Origin of the sequence: Lacibacter luteus (assembly GCF_004118265.1) — a bacterium.
GTDB lineage: Bacteria > Bacteroidota > Bacteroidia > Chitinophagales > Chitinophagaceae > Lacibacter > Lacibacter luteus.
The window spans coordinates 51,789-69,425 of the sequence record NZ_SDHW01000003.1 but is presented as its reverse complement, the minus strand read 5'-3'; the positions used below and the strand labels follow the sequence as shown (position 1 = coordinate 69,425).

Below are 17,637 nucleotides of genomic sequence, written 5' to 3'. Positions count from 1 at the left end.
TCCCCGCTTCTGTTTCCGCTGTTTCAAAATAAAGATCAAAAATAACACCTCTTTAATTGAGATGGCCGAATTTACCGGCATTAAAATCATCGATTGCGTCTATAATTTCCTGTTGTGTATTCATTACAAAAGGACCATAGGCTGCCACCGGTTCGTTAATTGGTTCTCCACTCAACAATAACAAATGTGTTTCGTTATTTGTTTGTACCCGAATGCTTTCTCCGGCATTGTCGAAGATCAACATATCGCCTTCCCTTACTGTTTTATCATCATTTACCAATGCTGTTCCTTTTAAAACAAGTACGGTGGTATGATCTCCTTCTGTTACGTTGAATTCAAAATCGGCGTTTGCATGTACATGTGCATCAAAAATATTGATGCGGGTAAATGTGTTTGCCGGCCCCTTTACGCCATTCATTGTTCCGGCAATGATCCTGATTTTTCCTTTTTCATCAGGCAATGCTATTTCAGGAATATTGGTTGAACTTATATCCTGGTAGGCAGGTGCTGTTGATTTATTTTTTGCAGGAAGATTTACCCAAAGCTGAGCACCGTGCAATACACCACCTTTTTTACTAAACTCTTCTTCATGAAATTCTTTGTGGAGAATACCTGCTCCTGCGGTCATCCATTGAACATCGCCGGCAAATAATTTTCCTTTGCCGCCGCTGCTGTCTTCGTGTGCAAGAGCACCTTCCCATAAAATACTTACCGTTTCAAATCCTTTGTGCGGGTGTACATCCACACCACGTGGATGATCGGTTGGTAAATAATTTGTGGGCTCTATGTAATCAAGCATCAGGAAAGGGCTCATGTCTTTCCACATCGCCGACGAAATAAAAGTCCTTACTTTAAAACCATCTCCTACCATATGAGGGGGAGCCGCTCTCCTGATGTACTTGATCTGTTTCATACAATTTCCTTTTTTACGATTGCATTTGTTATTGCTTTACAAACTGAACATGGAATTGCAGTTTTACATCATCACTTACCACAACACCACCTGCTTCAGTTACAGCATCCCAGCCTAAACCAAATTCTTTACGTTTGATTTTGCCTTCTGCTTCAAAACCTATTTTTGTCTGACCCCATGGATCTACCACTACACCATTGTAATCGGCTTTCAATTCAATCGGCTTGGTTACATCACGGATAGTAAGATCACCTTTCAATACCAGGCCATCGCCTGTTTTGCTTACAGATGAAGAAACAAACTTTAACTCTGGATATTTTTCTGCAGCAAAGAAATCATCACTCTTCAAGTGACCATCACGCTGTTCGTTGCGGGTATCTACGCTGTTAATGTCTGCTGTAAATGTTACTACTGCATCAGAAAAATCATCTTTATCTGTTGTTAAAGTAGCATCGAATGTTTTAAACTGTCCTGTTACTGTTGTAATCATCAGGTGTTTTACTTTAAAAATAATGTCGCTGTGTGCTGCATCGATTTTGTACGTTGCCATTGTGTTTAGATTTTATTTTTTAAAAAACTTGTTTACTTCTTTTAGTTCAACATAGGTACTTCCATCAATAATAATTTCGCATCGGTATCGGCTTTAATGCTCAGTGTATCTGTTTCGCTTATGGCGAGACCATCTCTTTTATTGAGTGCTTCACCATTAATGGTTACATCGCCTTCAAGAACAAAAGCATACACGCCGTTGTTGGTAGATTTGAGTTTGTATTCTGCAGAAAATCCTTTTTCAAGATTGCCAAGGCTAAACCAGGCATCCTGGTGGATCCACACACCCTCATCATTTGCGTCGGGACTTAATATCTGCAGCAGATTGTTTTTTGTTTTGCTTTCATCAATTGTAATCTGTCCGTAACGGGGTTCTACATTTCGTTTATTAGGAAACACCCATATCTGCAAAAACTTTACCTCCTGATCTTTACGGGCATTCATTTCGCTGTGGGCAATACCTGTACCGGCGCTCATAACCTGTATATCGCCTTGTTTAATTACAGCTTCGTTACCCATGCTGTCTTTATGCTTCAGATCGCCGCTTAACGGAATAGAAATAATTTCCATGTTATCATGCGGGTGTGTTCCAAAGCCCATACCTGCGGCAACTGTATCATCGTTCAATACTCGTAATGCGCCAAAATGTATACGCTCCGGATTGTAATAACCGGCAAAACTAAAGCTGTGGTAACTGTTAAGCCATCCATGATTTGCGTGGCCTCTAGTTCCTGCTTTGTGTAATACCTTTTTCATACTTACTCCTTTTATATTGCATGTACATACATGCATTTGTTTAAAAAAATATCAACTCTCTTTTTGTCTGATAATTTCAAGCAACTCGTTCAAACGGGCTGCATCTGTTTCAGCAAGGTGAACGTTTTGTTCAAAAACAGCATTAATTCGCTGTGTACTCAACTCAAGAATGTTTAAGCCTGCAGCTGTAAGCGACATTACGGTGTGGCGCTTATCGTTTGCATCGGTTGTACGTTTTACCAGCTTCTTTAATACCAATCGGTCAATGATACGTGGCACATTTGAGCTTTTTTCAATCATGCGCCCTGCAATATCCTTTACACACATTTCTTCCGGTGACTTTCCTTTTAATATCCGTAACACATTATACTGCTCATGCGTAAGCCCAAACTGCTTCAATTCTCTGCTCATAATGGTTTTTAACCACCAGGCAGTATATAATACATTCAACACTGCTTTATGATTTTCGTTTTTGAAATTTGTGCTTTGTATGGCTTGTTCTAATTTCACTATGCAAATATATGTACATACATGCAATTTTCCAAATACAAAAATCCCTCCGGCTGGCGGAGGGATGGTTTATAACATTTCTTTAGTTTTTTACAGTCTCACCAAGAATGGCTTTGATGGTGGAACAGCTGCGGTATTCGCCTTCGATCTGCACATAAAAGGTTTTGGAGTTTTTCAGAAACCATTTTTCCAGCTCCTTTTCCTTTTTTTCTTCTAATGCACGTCCGGCAATTTTACTATAATCGTCGGTTATGTTTTCACGATGAGGAGCTGTACGGCTTACGAGGTAAATTAAACGCACACCTTTTTTTCCCTGCGGATCAGTAAACGTAACCGGTTGTGAATAATCACCGGGTTTTAATTTTTCCAGTAAAGGAACCATATCCTTATCCAATTCATCAATAGTAATAATAGAAGTACCATCTTTACCACGCATCATCCCTGCAGTAAACTTCGAATTATCATCATCAGAATATTTGTTTACAGCCTCACCAAATTTCATTGAACCTGTAATAAGCTTTGCACGAACTGTATCAAGTTTATTGATAGCATCTTTAATATCCGGTTCGTTAATACGTGGTATCTTAAGAATATGGCGAACTGTTACTTCATCGCCATTACGGGATAAACACTGGATAATATGGTAACCGTATTTTGATTTGATAATGCGTGAAATCTGCCCTTCCTTCAAGCTCATGGCTGTGTTATAAAAAGTAGGATCCCATTGGTTGTCGCCACGGTTCAACACATACATACCTGCATTTTCTTTTGCACCGGGATCATCGCTGTACTGCGATGCAAGAAATTCCATTTTCTTTGTTCCTGCTTCGATCTGGCGTTTAAACTCTTTCAACTCTTCCTGTGCATATTCTTCCATTTCACGACCGGCTTTCGGATAAACTACAATTTCGCCGATCTCTAATTCTGTTTCATAAAACGCCAGGCTATCTTTTGGTATCTTATTAAAATATGCACGCACTTCTGTAGGAGTAATTTTTACATTCTCTACAATTTTACCACGCATGGCTGTAGCCAGTTTGTTTTCACGAATCGGATCTCTCATTTCTTCACGAAACTGGTAAATCGTTTTCCCTGTGATCTGCTCAATCACTTCTTTAGAACCATACTGCTGAATAAAATAACGGATACGGTTATCTAAGTCCGCTTCAATTTCTTCATCACTTACCGGCAATGAGTCCTTTTCTGCCTGGATAGCCAGCATTTTATTAATTACCAGCTGTTGCATTAAATAGCAAGGGGCGTCGGGAGGCAGCTCGTATTCTTTACTTTTTGCATCATTGATCTGGTTATCGATATCGGATTTTAATACAATACGATCGCCAACAACTGCAATAATTTTATCGGCAGTAACTTTCTTTACCTGTGCCTGTACAGCAAAGGCAATTAATACTGCTATAACCGTTAATACTTTTTTCATGTTAGAAAAGATGAGGGTCAAAAGTAACAGAGATGACTGTAGTGTGTACACAGTCATCTCTGTTTTAACATTCTGTTTCTATACTTTAAGCTTTTACAGTGTGCGTTTTACTTCTTCCTGTTCAAAAGCAACGAGGGTATCGCCAACGTTCAAATCAGCAAAGTTCTTAATGGTTAAACCACACTCCATATTTGAAGCAACTTCTTTTGCATCGTCTTTAAAACGTTTTAAACTACCCAACTCTGCAAAACCACCTTCTGTACGTGGGTACACCAATACACCATCACGGAATAGGCGGATCTTCGCATCACGCTTCAGCTTACCTTCCAGTACATAACAACCGGCAACAGTTGCTTTATCGAATTTGTACACTTCACGAATTTCAACTGTGGCAACTTCTTTCTCTGTGATCTTTGGTTCAAGTAAACCTTCCATCGCACTCTTCACTTCTTCAATAGCGTTATAGATGATGGAGTAGTTCTTGATCTCAACACCTTCCTGTTCTGCTAAACGGCTTGCCTGTAAAGAAGGACGAACGTTAAAGCCGATAAGGATGGCATCTGATGCACTTGCCAATGTAACATCGGCCTCAGATATCTGACCAACTGCACGATGTACCACATTCACCGCAATTTCTTCAGTTGAAAGTTTCTGCAACGAATCGGTAAGGGCTTCAACCGAACCGTCCACGTCACCTTTGATGATGAGGTTGAGTTCTTTAAAGTTACCGAGTGCCAAACGACGACCGATTTCATCGAGTGTAATATGTTTCTTGGTGCGGATACCTTGCTCACGGAGGATCTGTGCACGACGGCCTGCAATTTCTTTTGCTTCAGCCTCATCTTCGTACATTCTTAATTTTTCACCTGCCTGTGGCGCACCATTTAAACCAAGTATCTGCACAGGTGATGATGGACCTGCTTTCTCGATACGTTGATTACGTTCGTTAAACATGGCTTTTACACGACCATAGTATTGGCCCGATACGATAAGATCGCCCTGCGATAATGTTCCGTTCAATACCAGTGCTGTTGCCACATAACCACGGCCTTTATCAAGCGATGCTTCAATAATGGAACCCGTTGCCTCACGGTCAGGGTTTGCTTTCAGTTCAAGCAACTCAGCTTCGAGCAATATTTTTTCGAGCAATTTATCAACGTTCAATCCCTTTTTCGCAGAGAGTTCCTGGCTTTGGAATTTACCGCCCCACTCTTCTACAAGAATGTTCATTTGCGATAATTGTTCGTAGATCTTTTGCGGATTAGCCCCATCTTTATCGATTTTGTTAACCGCAAAAATCATTGGCACACCGGCTGCCTGAGCGTGGCTGATCGCTTCTTTTGTTTGTGGCATCACCGCATCATCTGCCGCTACCACAATTACAGCAATATCTGTAACCTTCGCACCACGTGCACGCATCGCTGTAAACGCTTCGTGACCAGGTGTATCGAGGAAGGTGATCTTTTTGCCACTTTCTGTTTTTACTTCGTAAGCACCGATGTGCTGGGTAATACCACCCGCTTCACCTGACACTACATTCGCATTACGGATATAATCGAGCAATGAAGTTTTACCATGATCTACGTGACCCATGATGGTTACAATCGGCGCACGTGGCTGCAGACTGTCCACATCATCCACTTCTTCTTCTTCCTCCATTTCGGCCTGCTTTTCCATATCGATGAACTCAACTTCAAAACCAAATTCACCGGCAACAAGTTCAATTACTTCGGCATCGAGACGCTGGTTGATAGAAACCATCATACCCAAACCAAAACATTTTGCCACAACATCGGTTGCAGAAACATCCATTAAGCTTGCCAACTCTGCCGCACTTACGAACTCGGTTACCTGCAGCTTGTTATCTTCTGCACCGTCGTTCATATTATCAGCCATTTCATCACGCTTCAGCTTACGGTACTTCGCTTTCAGGCTCTTACCACGACCACCCTGGCCGGCAAGTTTCGCCTGCGTTTCACGCAACTTTTCCTGAATTTCTTTTTCGTCGATGACTTTATCTTCACGCTTAACCTGTATGCGCCCACGATCGTTTCTGTTACCGCCCTGGTTAGGACCACCCGGACCTCTGCGTTGCTGATTGCCACCGCCATGTTGTTGTCCGCCACGGTTTTGGAAACCACCGCCCTGATGATGTCCGCCACCACCTTGTTGTCCTTCGCCTTGCGCAGGTTGCGATCCTTTTTTATCGATAGGAATACGCTTACGTTTACGCTTCTCTTTATCAGATGCGGGCTTAGGTCTTGTATCGGGATTAACCGGCAAATCAATTTTGCCGAGAATTTTCGGACCTTCCAGTTTGTCTGCCTTGATGTTTTCGATAACAACTTCTTCGTCTTCTGCAGATTCTTGTTGCTCTGCTACCGGTTGCGGTGCAGGTTGTTCTGCAACCACTTCTTCTTTCTTCACTATTTCAATTCTCGACTCAGCTTCTGGCTTGCGCTTTTCAATCTTCTTTGGTTTGGTAGAAGAATCAATTTTATCCAGATCAATTTTGGCAATGATCTTTGGACCTTCTACTTCCGGCGCTTCAATTTTCGTTACCTCAGGTTCGTTGGCAACCGCTTTCTCTTCCACTATCGGCGCTGCTTCTGTTTTTGTTTCTTCAACAACAACTACAGGCGGCTTCTCTTCTACCACTACCGGTTTTACCTCTTCTGCTACCACCGGCTGTTGTTCTTCCGGTGTAACAGGTTTTACTTCTTCTACCTTTGGTTCGTCTTTCTTCTTTGTAATTTCTTTTTTGAAAGAAACTTCCTCTTCTTCCTTTTTCTTCTTCAGATCAGACATACCGCCTTTTGGAATTTCGATCTGATCACTTTTTGCTTTCGCCAGTTTATCAGATGAGAATTCCGACTGCAAAGCACGATACATTGCTTCTGTAAGTTTTGCAGTAGGTTTTAAGTCGTCTTTACTGAAACCTTTTGCGGCCAAAAAGTCGATAAGGGTATCCTTACCAATATTAAACTCTTTGGCAGCGGCCATTAAACGTGGTGTATTACTTTCTGACATAATTTCTTTCCCTGCATCTGCTATTTATGAAGGGAACAACTTGTTTAATTGTTTAAATAAATCTTATTGCGATAACCTGTAAAGGTTATTCTTTTTCAAACTCTTCCTTCAACACCCTGCGCACTTCTTCAATGGTTTCTTTTTCCAGATCTGTACGGCGTTCCAGCTCTTCGGTTGTAAGATCAAGTACGCTGCGTGCAGTATCGCAACCAATACGCTTCAACTCATCAATTACCCAACCATCAATCTCATCTGTAAATTCATCCAGATCGATATCGAATTCGTTGGTTTCTTCTTCTGTATCACGGTAAACATCAATTTCAAAGCCTGTTAACTCGCAGGCAAGTTTAATGTTTACACCACGCTTACCAATTGCAAGCGATACCTGGTCGGGTTTGAGGTATACTTCTGCATGTTTACCATCCTGATCAATATCCATGCTGGTAATTTTTGCAGGGGTTAATGAACGCTGAATAAGCAGATTGATGTTGTTTGTAAAATTAATTACATCAATGTTCTCATTCTTCAGCTCACGAACAATACCGTGTATACGGCTACCTTTCATACCAACGCAGGCACCCACCGGATCAATACGATCGTCGAAGCTTTCTACAGCTACTTTTGCTCTTTCGCCCGGTTCACGAACGATTTTGCGGATTACGATCAAGCCATCAAAAATTTCAGGCACCTCAATTTCGAGCAATTTAGCAAGGAACAACGGACTTGTTCTTGATAAAATGATTACGGGTGCATTATTTTTTAATTCAACTTTTTTAATAACAGCACGGATGTTTTCGCCTTTTTTGAAATAATCCTGCGGAATCTGTTCGCTTTTGGGCAATAACAGTTCGTTACCTTCTTCATCTAACAACAACACTTCTTTCTTCCATACCTGGTAAACTTCTGCAGAAATGATTTCGCCAATGCGATCGCCGTATTTTTTTACGAGTACATTTTTCTTTAAATCGCCAATGCGGCTTGCGAGTGTTTGCTTGGCTGCAAGGATAGCTCTACGGCCAAAATCGTGAATATCCACATCTTCATATAACTCTTCGCCTACTTCATAATCGGGTTCAATCTTAACAGCATCGCTGTATGCAATCTGCGCCAGGGGATCTTCCACCTGTCCGTCTTCCACGATTGTACGACGACGCATGATTTCCAAGTCACCTTTTTCGGTATTCACAATCACGTCGAAGTTATCATCGCTTCCGTATTTTTTACGAAGCAGGGTTTTAAACACATCTTCCAGCACCTTCATCATCGTGGGGCGGTCAATATTTTCCGCATCCTTAAACTCCTGGAAACTCTCAATAAGATTGATACTTGCCATAACTCTGTTTTTTAAATACAACGGTTGTTTTCAATGTTTGCAACCGAAATCAGTTAAATACAATTTGAATTTTAGTTGATTTAATATCTGCATACGCAAGTGTATGTTGCAACACTTCCTGCTTTTTACCTTTTCCCCTTGTTTCTTCTACCGTTACTTCTGTTTCGCCAGCTGCAAGCAGCTTTCCATTTACTTTACGGCCATCTTTTAATAGTACTTCTACAGGGCGACCGATATTTTTCAGATACTGGCGGGTAAGTTTCAACGGTTCTTCCAATCCCGGTGATGATACTTCGAGCGAAAAATCGCCTTCGTTAAACATTGCCGCTTCTTCAATTTGCTTGTATAATGCTCTGTTATACGCAATACAGCGGCTAATGGGCATCCCAGCATCGCCATCAACAAAAACCTGGATATTATTTCCCGGTTTCAGTTTTATATCTACCAGGAAGGCATCAGCATCTTTGCTAATGAGTTCTTCGGCCATTTGCCTGATGTTTGCTGCTTTTTGTTCTAAGTTCATGTAGGTGAAATAAAGAAGGGAACGTATCCGTTCCCTTCTGCTGCTTCTTTTATCCGGTGCAAAAGTAGCATAATGCAGATGAAATGAAAAATTATTTTTAGTTGTTGCTAAGGGGTCTTTAGGGGATTCTTCACAAAAGCGGCCCGGGTATTCGTTTATCTTTGCAGTATGATACGTTATTTGCTTTTCGGCATATTGCTTTACTTTTTATACCGATTCATTTTCAACTTTATTATACCCGTTTCGAGAGCTACACGTGAAATGCGGAGTAAAATGAGCGAATTTCAAAACCGCATGCAGGAGCAACAAAACGGTTTTAACCCGCAACGCCCCGAACCTGTTAAGGAATCGCCCAAAGCAAAAGAAGGCGATTATATAGATTTTGAAGAAGTGAAGTAACAGACAAGAATCAAGGAACAAGGCATAAGAGGAAAGTCCAAGTATCAAAACCCAAAAACCAAGATTAAATCCCTAATGAAATTTATTGGTTTTGGACTTTAGGCATTGAATTTTGGATTTTTACAAACCCAATTCTTCCACTTTCATGCCAGGCAAAAGATGCACTGTTTGAATACCTAATGCAGCAGCAGCTTCAATATTATTAATACTATCATCAATAAATAAAGTAGTGGCAGGATCGAGCCTGTGTTTATTTAAAACATATTCAAAAGCAGATGCATTTGGTTTGCGTTCACCAATGCGGTGCGAATAATAGGCTGCATCAAACAAAGCATCAAAATTTTCATCTTTTCCCAACAATGCATACCTGCGTTGAAACTCCTGCAAATGAATTTCGTTGGTGTTGCTTAAAAGATAGAGTTGGTATTTGCTGCGCAGTACTGGTAAAACTGCCAGGCTTTCCAACCTAAAATCAAGTAACAATGCATTCCATGCATCACGTATCTGCTCATCTGTTAAGGATAAGCCTGTTTCTGTTCGAAATTCGTCGTAAAACAATTCTTCGTCCACACCTGTTTCCAGTTTTTTAAACAGCGCATTGCTATGAAACTGATTGAAAAGGCTTGTAAAATTGCTTACACCCAAATGTGCAAATGCTTTTTCTGTTAAACGGAAATCGATATCGAGCAATACGCCACCCAAATCGAAGATGATTGCTTTTACTGTTTGCATGCTGCAAAGAAAATGTATCGGCTGCAGTATTTCGTAAACGGATTTTATGGCATAAAAAATTAGCTGATAAATAATCCACTTCCGATACATCGATTTTTCTATCTTTGCCCCCGCCCAAAAGGCCGGATCCTTAGCTCAGACGGTTAGAGCATCTGACTCATAATCAGAGGGTCGTAGGTTCAAATCCTACAGGATCCACAAACAAAGATGCCGGTAAGACAGGAAGACGGAAAGCAACAGCAATACTTCCCGCCTTAGTTTCTTCCCGGCAATTTTTTTAATAACGGCTTTAACCTTTGCTTAACCGATAAGCAGATACATTTGCCTCTTTACAATTATGAAGAAACTATTACTGTTCATGTTAATTGCTGTTTCTGTTGCTGCTGTAAACGCACAGGAAACAGAAAAGAAGAAAAAGAAAGATTGGTCGAAAGTAAATCTTGGCAATCGTCCAAAAGATCATCTTATTTTCCAGGTAGGTTATTTAAACTGGCTCCAGAAACCGGATACTATTGCAACGGCAGGTTTCGCCCGTTCGATAAATGCTTATTTCTCCTTCGACTTTCCGTTTAAGACAGATCCACGTTTCAGCGTTGGTTTAGGTGCAGGTGTAGGAGCCGACAACATGTTCTTTAATAGAAATGCAGGCCGTAATCTTAATATTGTAAACAGCAACGGTTTCAGCTTTGCAAAGAACACGGGTAAAGACACTGCCAATAAATACAAGTCAATCAAACTGGCTACTGTTTATTTAGAGGCTCCGGTTGAGCTTCGTTTTATGGTTGATCCTGCTAACCCTAACAAAAGTCTCAAATTTGCTTTGGGTATGAAGGTGGGTACCTTGATCAGCGCTACCGACAAAACAAGATTTACACAAGATGCAGCAGGTAATACTGCTTATACATTAAAAGAAAAAGACCGTAAGAATTTCAACAACCTGCGCCTTGCAGCAACTGCAAGAATCGGGTTTGGCAACTTCGGAATTTTTGGACAGTACCAGTTAAACGATATGATCAAAGAAGGCCAGGGACCAAACATGATCCGTCCGATGACTGTGGGTATTACATTAACCGGGTTATAATTTTATTTTTCCGATAAGCAAAGCCTCTGCACATGCAGGGGCTTTTTTGTTAGGCATACCCGCCAACTTAATTACCTTTGCCCACTGAATTTTATACAAAGTGATTGATCGTAAACAGGAGATACAACAGGAAGAACGTGCCGTTATTGTTGGTGTGGTTCAAAAAGGACAAACAGATTTACAGGTAGAAGAGTACCTGGATGAACTTACTTTTTTAGCTGAAACAGCAGGCGCTGTTACAATAAAACGGTTCATGCAAAAACTCTCTCACCCCGATAGCAAAACATTTGTGGGCAAGGGTAAGCTGCAGGAAATTAAAACCTATGTACAGGAGCGAAATATTACATTGGTAATTTTTGATGATGAGCTTACAGGTGCCCAGATTATGAATATTGAAAAAGAACTGGGTATTTACACCATTGACCGAAGTGATCTTATCCTCGACATTTTTGCACGTCGTGCAAAAACCGCACAAGCTAAAACACAGGTTGAGCTTGCACAATACCAATACATTTTACCACGATTGAAAGGAATGTGGAAACACCTTGAACGGCAAGGTGGTGGTGTAGGTACAAGAGGTCCGGGTGAAACAGAGATTGAAACCGACCGTCGTATAGTAAAAGATAAAATTGCATTGCTCCGTAAACGTTTGGCTGAAATAGATAAACAGGCTTTCACGCAACGGAAAGACAGAGGCGAGTTTATTCGTGTGGCATTAGTTGGTTATACCAACGTAGGCAAGAGTACATTGATGAATATTTTAAGCAAGCGTGATGTATTTGCCGAAAACAAACTTTTTGCAACGCTCGACACCACTACCAGTAAAGTAGTGTTTGAAAACACGCCTTTTCTTTTAAGTGATACGGTTGGGTTTATTCGCAAACTGCCCCACCATTTGGTTGAAAGTTTTAAAAGTACACTCGATGAGGTTCGTGAAAGTGATGTGTTGTTGCATGTGGTAGATATTTCGCATCCGCAGTATGAAGATCATATGTCGGTTGTAAACAAAACCTTGCAGGATCTGAAGTGCCACGACAAACCCGTGGTTACGATCTTCAACAAAATGGATCTGTACGAGCAAAAGCATTTCGACGAATGGCTGGAAGATGAAATAAAAGAAACCATTTTACAGGAACTGAAAGAACGTTGGGAAAATGAAACACAGGGGCAATGTGTATTTGTGTCTGCTACTGAAAAAAGAAACCTGAACGAACTGCGTACGCAAATTCTTGAAAACGTTCGACAGCTTTACAGAATACGTTATCCCTATAAAACCGAATATCTGTATTAATGCCTGCGGAAAAAAAATATACCTGGCATAAAATTGCAGAAAGCGTTGATGATTTTCTTTGGGAAGAAAACAAACTCTGCGAAATTGTAGTAAAGGGTAAAACCATTTGTGTGGCGAAGCATAATGAAGAAGTGTTTGCCTGTGCGCATAAGTGTCCGCATGCAGGTGGGCATTTGGCCGATGGATTTCTTGATGCCACAGGAAATATTGTTTGTCCGCTGCACAGGTATAAATTTAATTTAAGTAACGGGCGCAATGTTAGTGGTGAAGGTTACTATCTTAAAACTTATCCGATAGAAAAAAGAGAGGATGGTATTTACATAGGCCTGGAAGAAAATTCTTTTTTCAGCTTTTTTAAATAAAAAAAAGTTCGTTCGAATAACAAACAAAAAAGCAAATTCCCCTATTTTTGCATCCCCGAAAGGGAAAACATTCCTCCTTAGCTCAGTTGGTTAGAGCATCTGACTGTTAATCAGAGGGTCTCAGGTTCAAGTCCTGAAGGGGGAGCAAAAAAACCTCGCAATTTCTGCGAGGTTTTTTATTTATGCCAAATCAGTAGAAAAATTATTCAGCTCTATACTCCAGTATATCACCGGGTTGGCAATCGAGCACTTTACAAATAGCTTCTAATGTGCTGAATCGGATGGCTTTTGCTTTTCCTGTTTTAAGTATTGATAAGTTGGCCAGCGTTAACCCTACTTTATCCGACAATTCATTCAAGCTCATTTTGCGTTTGGCCATCATTACATCAAGATTTACAATTATTGCCATGACTTAAACTGTTAATTCGTTTTCTGTTTGCATTTCAATTCCTCTTGTAATAATATGTGCAATTACTAATAAAATCACTCCCATAAATAGCCACACATCGGCTCCTGCTACATGTAACGATTCAGCATCGGGCAATACCACTTCTTTTTGTGCCAGCCATTTTGCATACTTAACTGCCAGGCCGGAAAACAAACCAATTCCCAATGCGAGATAAGCAACCTGTTGAATAAAACGAACAACTGCAGAATTAAAGGGCTGCGACAGACTTAGCGTTTTATCTAAAAAGATTTTTATGATCACATAAAACATGACAGATCTCAACAATGCTACTATCAGCATAAGAAAAGTAATGACAAAGAAATAACCACGATCGTACTTTAACAGCTCCGATAAATCGCCCATACCTCCAAATGTGTCGGCCCATAAAGGATTAATAAAGAGCGAAAACACAATATTGAACAGGATGGCTCCTGCTTCAATACAAACTCCAATAAAGATGATCCACGAAAGCACATGTAAAATGCTAAGCATGCGTTTTGTTGTAACAGGCATAGTTGTATGATTTGATTACAAAATCAAAATTAAATAAATATTTATTGAAAAACAATAAATATTGAAATTAATTCGAAAAATACGCTTTCCTGATTGTGCGACCTCAATCTGCTGATATTACTGTTTGAAATTGCAGATGCTTCCTGCAACTTTGTAACATGCCAGCAAATAAAAGTGCAGCCATCCGTTACCGCATCATCGATCGTTGTTTGCGTAACCGTCAACATAAATATCCCACCAAAGAATTCATCCGTCAGCGATGTATGGAAGAGTTATACGGCGATATGGCCGATGATCTTTCTGTTTCAACAATAGAAAAAGATCTCATCGCCATGCGTGATGATGCCGGACTTGGTTACTTCGCCCCTATTAAATATCATCGGTTACATAAAGGTTATTATTATGAAGATGAGACTTACAGCATTGACGCAGTGGGTTTGAACGAAGATGAAAGTGAAGCATTGCGTAGTGCCGCACACACACTCAGTTTGTTTGCTGATGTGCCTTTATTTGAAAACTTAAAAGAAGCCATTGAAAAGATCAACACACGCTTATCACTCTCTGCAAACCTGGAAGACCCTTTCATTAACCAATATGTACAGTTTGAAAAACCGGTTACACAAAACGGTAAGGACTGGATCAAACCATTGTACGAAGCAATTGTAAACCGGCTGCCTGTAACATTTACTTACTTCAACATTTATAAGAACGAAACTCGTACGCATGAGCTGGAACCATATTTATTAAAGGAGGTACGCAACAAATGGTATTTGATCGGTTGGACGAACAAACACAACAACTTTACCACCTATGCACTCGACCGTATTACAAGTATGGAAAAAGGTGCAAAAGCATTTAAGTATCGCCGTGCGTTTAATGCAGATCATTTCTATCAATACTCTACCGGAATTATGGAAGGCTCAAAGCCTCCTGAAAAAATTGTACTGGAAGTGTTCGGTCCTGCAGCACGCATGTTAAAGGTGAGTCCCATGCACCATACACAAACCCTTATTAAGGAAGGAAAAGAAAAATCGGTGATAGAATTGCAGGTAACGATCAACGAAGAATTTATTCATCAGATGTTGAGTATCTGTAACGAAATGAAAGTTGTAAAACCCGCATCGCTTAAAAAAAGAATGAAAGAAGAATTACAGAAAGCAATCGGGTATTATTAATTTGTTAGATAACAGGCTCGTACTTCTAATTTCGTAAACCGTACTTTTAATCTGTCAGCCACGGCGCTTCTTTCTCCACTCCCACGGTGCAACTGCATTGCTTGCATTCCATAGGCCAACTTTATTTTTGCGGGCCTGTTGTTCTGCAGCAGCAAGCTCTTTATTGGCGGAGTATTTTACAAAATGCCAGGCCATACCTTTTGCAATCATTTCTTTGTTGATCCATACTTTTTTTGAAGTATACACTTCGGCAATTTTCCGTTTGTTACGATCGGTATCGGTTACAACAACGGTAAGCAGTTCATCTTTGCACAAAGTACCCAGCAGTTGTTTCGATGCATTTCCAAAATCCTGTCCTTTTTCCGGCGCATCAATACCTGCCAGGCGAATACGATAGGTGGTTTTATCAACCAAGAGATCAAACGTATCGCCATCAACAATACGAACTGCTTTTCCTGTAAGCGTGTAAGAAGGTGCTGTTAAGGCCGGCAACGGCAACAACAAAAGAAACACAACTACAAAACGCATATACTTCATGCAGCTTTAAACGAATTAACCGATTTTTTGTTTTTGCAGAAAGGCAAACGAAGTAAGTTTCACGGCATGCTGCCGCTCACGGATATTCCATTTTCTGCAAAAACCAACCGGCACAAGAACGGCGTATGCACAATCAATAAAGAACTGCACAAACAATGCATCACCTTCTCTCCGCTTCGGCATAACAAAGGTTTTGCTGATGGTGCCGGTTGCATCAACCAAAATCACTTCCACATCAAAACTATACCCAAACCAAACAGCACTCTGTTGATCAACTCCCGGAAAGTGCAACACCATTGGCTTGCGGAACTGGTGTTGGCTGCGGTAGTTGAGCGATTGATAAATTTCAGCTGCTGTTACGGCTTCTTCTGCTTCAACAGGGGCATAACTGCGGTTGCCTTCGCAAATACTGAAGTAACATTTATTGCTGAAAGGAAATGAAAGCTGTTGCATTGTTTGTTCTTTAGAATGTAAAAGAACAAACTCACTTTGCAGTGTATTTGCGGAGTGAACAGGCACATAAAAAAAGTTGCCAACCCGATCCTTCAACAGGCTCAGGTTGGCAACTTTACATTATTGAGTTTATCTTTTAGCTTACAGATCAGTAATAAGCTTATACTTCGGCACAAGGCTCTTCATAATAACCCAGCCAATTAAATAAGCAAATGCACAAAAACAGAAGATAATAAAATAGCCGGCCGGCTTACCCTCAAACCCTAAAAACTGCAGATTCGTTTCACCTGCATATACAAATAGTTTACCGGCAGATTTTTGTAAGAGCATGGAACCAAGTCCGCCAGCCATACCACCAATACCTGTAACGGTTGCTATGGCCGATTTTGGAAACATATCACCCACTGTAGAAAAGATATTTGCCGACCAGGATTGATGCGCTGCGCCTCCCAAACCTATCATGATAACCGGCAACCATGGTGAAATTGTACCTAATGGTTGGGCCAACAATACGAGCAATGGAATGAAGGCAAAAATGAGCATCGATTTCATACGGGCTGCGTATGGGTTTTGTCCCGTTTTGCGAATGATGATGGAAGGTAACTTGCCGCCCAAAATCGACAACATCGTAATGGCATATAACGTAAATACCAGTGCGATACCCAATCCCTGCGATGTTTTGATACCAAACTGTGTATTGAGATAAGAAGGTGTCCAGAAAAGAAAGAACCACCATACACCATCCGTCATGAACTTACCAACCGCAAACGACCAGGTTTGTTTGTACTTGAAACAATCGCCAAGCGTTACTTTCTTCTTGTTGGGGTCTTCTGCTTTTTCAGCATCACCATTTTCATCTTTGTCGGAAAGAATGTATGCCAGTTCCTCAGCATTTACTTTGGGATGTTCTTCCGGCTTTTTATACATGAATACCCAAAAAGCCATCCATACAAAACCCAAAGCACCAATGATAATGAAGGCCATTTCCCAACTGGTGGCTTTAGCCAAAGGCGGAATGCTCAGTGGCGCCAACAACGCACCTACAGATGCACCTGCATTGAAAATACTGGTAGCAAATGCACGGTCTTTCTTTGGAAAATATTCTGCAGTTACTTTAATCGCTGCAGGAAAGTTGCCCGCTTCACCAATGGCCAATACAATACGTGCAACAATAAAAGCGTACATACTTACTGTAGAAATAACTACTGCAGTATCTCCTACTGCCTGCGTCAATTCCGCAGCTGTATGCAAGCCAACATATTGCTCGGTTACAACACCACACAAGGCATGTATACAAGCACCAACAGACCAAACGCCAATTGCCCAAAGGAAACCTTTCTTTGTGCCCATCCAATCGATAAACCGACCTGCGAACAACATAGAAACAGCATACACAATGGAGAATATGGAGGTGATGGTACCGTAGTGATCTTCATTCCAGTGAAATTCAGGTTTAATGAATTCATCCCAGGTTAAAGACAACACCTGTCTGTCTAAGTAATTGATAGTAGTTGCTACAAACAGGAGTGCTACGATGCTCCATCTGTAATTCGACATTTTTTTGATCATATACAAGCTTTATGTGGATACGTAA

At 40.8% G+C, this 17,637-nt stretch carries 19 protein-coding genes and 2 tRNA genes; 7 read left to right on the top strand and 14 right to left on the bottom strand.

All coding sequences use genetic code 11. From position 1 onward, the window contains the following. Positions 1 to 52: 52 nt before the first annotated feature. The 8 genes from ESA94_RS11410 to ESA94_RS11375 form a co-directional block, all read right to left on the bottom strand. Complete coding sequence (locus ESA94_RS11410) at positions 53 to 913, bottom strand: pirin family protein (protein WP_129131041.1); 861 nt, start codon at positions 911 to 913, stop codon at positions 53 to 55. Positions 914 to 941: 28 nt separating this feature from the next. Further along, positions 942 to 1,463 (bottom strand): YceI family protein, encoded by a 522-nt coding sequence (locus ESA94_RS11405; protein ID WP_129131040.1) that lies wholly within the window; start codon positions 1,461 to 1,463, stop codon positions 942 to 944. A 41-nt stretch (positions 1,464 to 1,504) separates the two neighbouring features. Next, positions 1,505 to 2,218, bottom strand: a complete 714-nt coding sequence (locus tag ESA94_RS11400) for a pirin family protein (protein ID WP_129131039.1) — start codon at positions 2,216 to 2,218, stop codon at positions 1,505 to 1,507. Positions 2,219 to 2,269: 51 nt separating this feature from the next. After that, positions 2,270 to 2,728, bottom strand: coding sequence for a MarR family winged helix-turn-helix transcriptional regulator (locus ESA94_RS11395; RefSeq protein ID WP_129131038.1), 459 nt, complete (start codon positions 2,726 to 2,728; stop codon positions 2,270 to 2,272). An 82-nt stretch (positions 2,729 to 2,810) separates the two neighbouring features. Continuing rightward, positions 2,811 to 4,166 (bottom strand): peptidylprolyl isomerase, encoded by a 1,356-nt coding sequence (locus tag ESA94_RS11390; RefSeq protein WP_129131037.1) that lies wholly within the window; start codon positions 4,164 to 4,166, stop codon positions 2,811 to 2,813. A 93-nt stretch (positions 4,167 to 4,259) separates the two neighbouring features. After that, entirely contained in the window at positions 4,260 to 7,196 is a 2,937-nt protein-coding gene (infB, locus tag ESA94_RS11385; RefSeq protein ID WP_129131036.1) for a translation initiation factor IF-2, read from the bottom strand. Between the two features lie 85 nt (positions 7,197 to 7,281). Continuing rightward, positions 7,282 to 8,529 (bottom strand): transcription termination factor NusA, encoded by a 1,248-nt coding sequence (gene nusA, locus ESA94_RS11380; protein WP_129131035.1) that lies wholly within the window; start codon positions 8,527 to 8,529, stop codon positions 7,282 to 7,284. Between the two features lie 49 nt (positions 8,530 to 8,578). Then, positions 8,579 to 9,052 carry an LSm family protein gene (locus ESA94_RS11375; RefSeq protein ID WP_129131034.1) on the bottom strand — a complete coding sequence of 158 codons (474 nt, stop codon included), beginning with the start codon at positions 9,050 to 9,052 and terminating at the stop codon, positions 8,579 to 8,581. 168 nt (positions 9,053 to 9,220) lie between these two features. Between ESA94_RS11375 and ESA94_RS11370 the strand changes: the two genes are divergently transcribed. Further along, on the top strand, positions 9,221 to 9,451 hold the full coding sequence (locus ESA94_RS11370) for a hypothetical protein (RefSeq protein WP_129131033.1): 231 nt from the start codon (positions 9,221 to 9,223) through the stop codon (positions 9,449 to 9,451). A 120-nt stretch (positions 9,452 to 9,571) separates the two neighbouring features. Here ESA94_RS11370 and ESA94_RS11365 read toward each other — a convergent pair whose 3' ends face one another. Then, positions 9,572 to 10,183 carry an HAD family hydrolase gene (locus ESA94_RS11365; protein WP_164972714.1) on the bottom strand — a complete coding sequence of 204 codons (612 nt, stop codon included), beginning with the start codon at positions 10,181 to 10,183 and terminating at the stop codon, positions 9,572 to 9,574. Positions 10,184 to 10,307: 124 nt separating this feature from the next. Here ESA94_RS11365 and ESA94_RS11360 point away from each other — a divergent pair. The 5 genes from ESA94_RS11360 to ESA94_RS11340 all read left to right on the top strand — a co-directional run bounded on the left by ESA94_RS11360 (position 10,308) and on the right by ESA94_RS11340 (position 13,062). Further along, a tRNA-Ile gene (locus ESA94_RS11360) sits at positions 10,308 to 10,381 on the top strand. A gap of 139 nt (positions 10,382 to 10,520) precedes the next feature. Next, positions 10,521 to 11,264, top strand: coding sequence for an outer membrane beta-barrel protein (locus ESA94_RS11355; RefSeq protein WP_129131031.1), 744 nt, complete (start codon positions 10,521 to 10,523; stop codon positions 11,262 to 11,264). Between the two features lie 100 nt (positions 11,265 to 11,364). Continuing rightward, positions 11,365 to 12,555, top strand: a complete 1,191-nt coding sequence (gene hflX, locus ESA94_RS11350; RefSeq protein ID WP_129131030.1) for a GTPase HflX — start codon at positions 11,365 to 11,367, stop codon at positions 12,553 to 12,555. After that, positions 12,555 to 12,917 carry a Rieske (2Fe-2S) protein gene (locus tag ESA94_RS11345; protein WP_129131029.1) on the top strand — a complete coding sequence of 121 codons (363 nt, stop codon included), beginning with the start codon at positions 12,555 to 12,557 and terminating at the stop codon, positions 12,915 to 12,917. The genes hflX and ESA94_RS11345 overlap by 1 nt, the downstream gene beginning before the upstream one ends. Positions 12,918 to 12,988: 71 nt before the next feature. Beyond that, a tRNA-Asn gene (locus ESA94_RS11340) sits at positions 12,989 to 13,062 on the top strand. 57 nt (positions 13,063 to 13,119) lie between these two features. Here the strand turns inward: ESA94_RS11340 and ESA94_RS11335 are convergent. Continuing rightward, positions 13,120 to 13,326 carry a helix-turn-helix domain-containing protein gene (locus ESA94_RS11335; RefSeq protein ID WP_129131028.1) on the bottom strand — a complete coding sequence of 69 codons (207 nt, stop codon included), beginning with the start codon at positions 13,324 to 13,326 and terminating at the stop codon, positions 13,120 to 13,122. Positions 13,327 to 13,329: 3 nt separating this feature from the next. Then, positions 13,330 to 13,857, bottom strand: a complete 528-nt coding sequence (locus ESA94_RS11330) for a DUF2975 domain-containing protein (RefSeq protein WP_205755966.1) — start codon at positions 13,855 to 13,857, stop codon at positions 13,330 to 13,332. A gap of 179 nt (positions 13,858 to 14,036) precedes the next feature. Between ESA94_RS11330 and ESA94_RS11325 the strand changes: the two genes are divergently transcribed. Then, positions 14,037 to 15,053 (top strand): helix-turn-helix transcriptional regulator, encoded by a 1,017-nt coding sequence (locus ESA94_RS11325; RefSeq protein ID WP_129131026.1) that lies wholly within the window; start codon positions 14,037 to 14,039, stop codon positions 15,051 to 15,053. A gap of 54 nt (positions 15,054 to 15,107) precedes the next feature. Here the strand turns inward: ESA94_RS11325 and ESA94_RS11320 are convergent, their stop codons facing one another. The 3 genes from ESA94_RS11320 to ESA94_RS11310 all read right to left on the bottom strand — a co-directional run bounded on the left by ESA94_RS11320 (position 15,108) and on the right by ESA94_RS11310 (position 17,600). Then, positions 15,108 to 15,581 carry a thermonuclease family protein gene (locus tag ESA94_RS11320; RefSeq protein WP_164972713.1) on the bottom strand — a complete coding sequence of 158 codons (474 nt, stop codon included), beginning with the start codon at positions 15,579 to 15,581 and terminating at the stop codon, positions 15,108 to 15,110. Between the two features lie 24 nt (positions 15,582 to 15,605). Continuing rightward, a complete protein-coding gene (locus tag ESA94_RS11315) occupies positions 15,606 to 16,043 on the bottom strand; it encodes a DUF192 domain-containing protein (protein WP_129131024.1) in 438 nt (145 codons plus the stop codon). Between the two features lie 141 nt (positions 16,044 to 16,184). After that, positions 16,185 to 17,600: an MFS transporter gene (locus ESA94_RS11310; RefSeq protein WP_240671037.1), complete on the bottom strand. Its 1,416-nt coding sequence runs from the start codon at positions 17,598 to 17,600 to the stop codon at positions 16,185 to 16,187. Between the last annotated feature and the right edge of the window lie 37 nt (positions 17,601 to 17,637).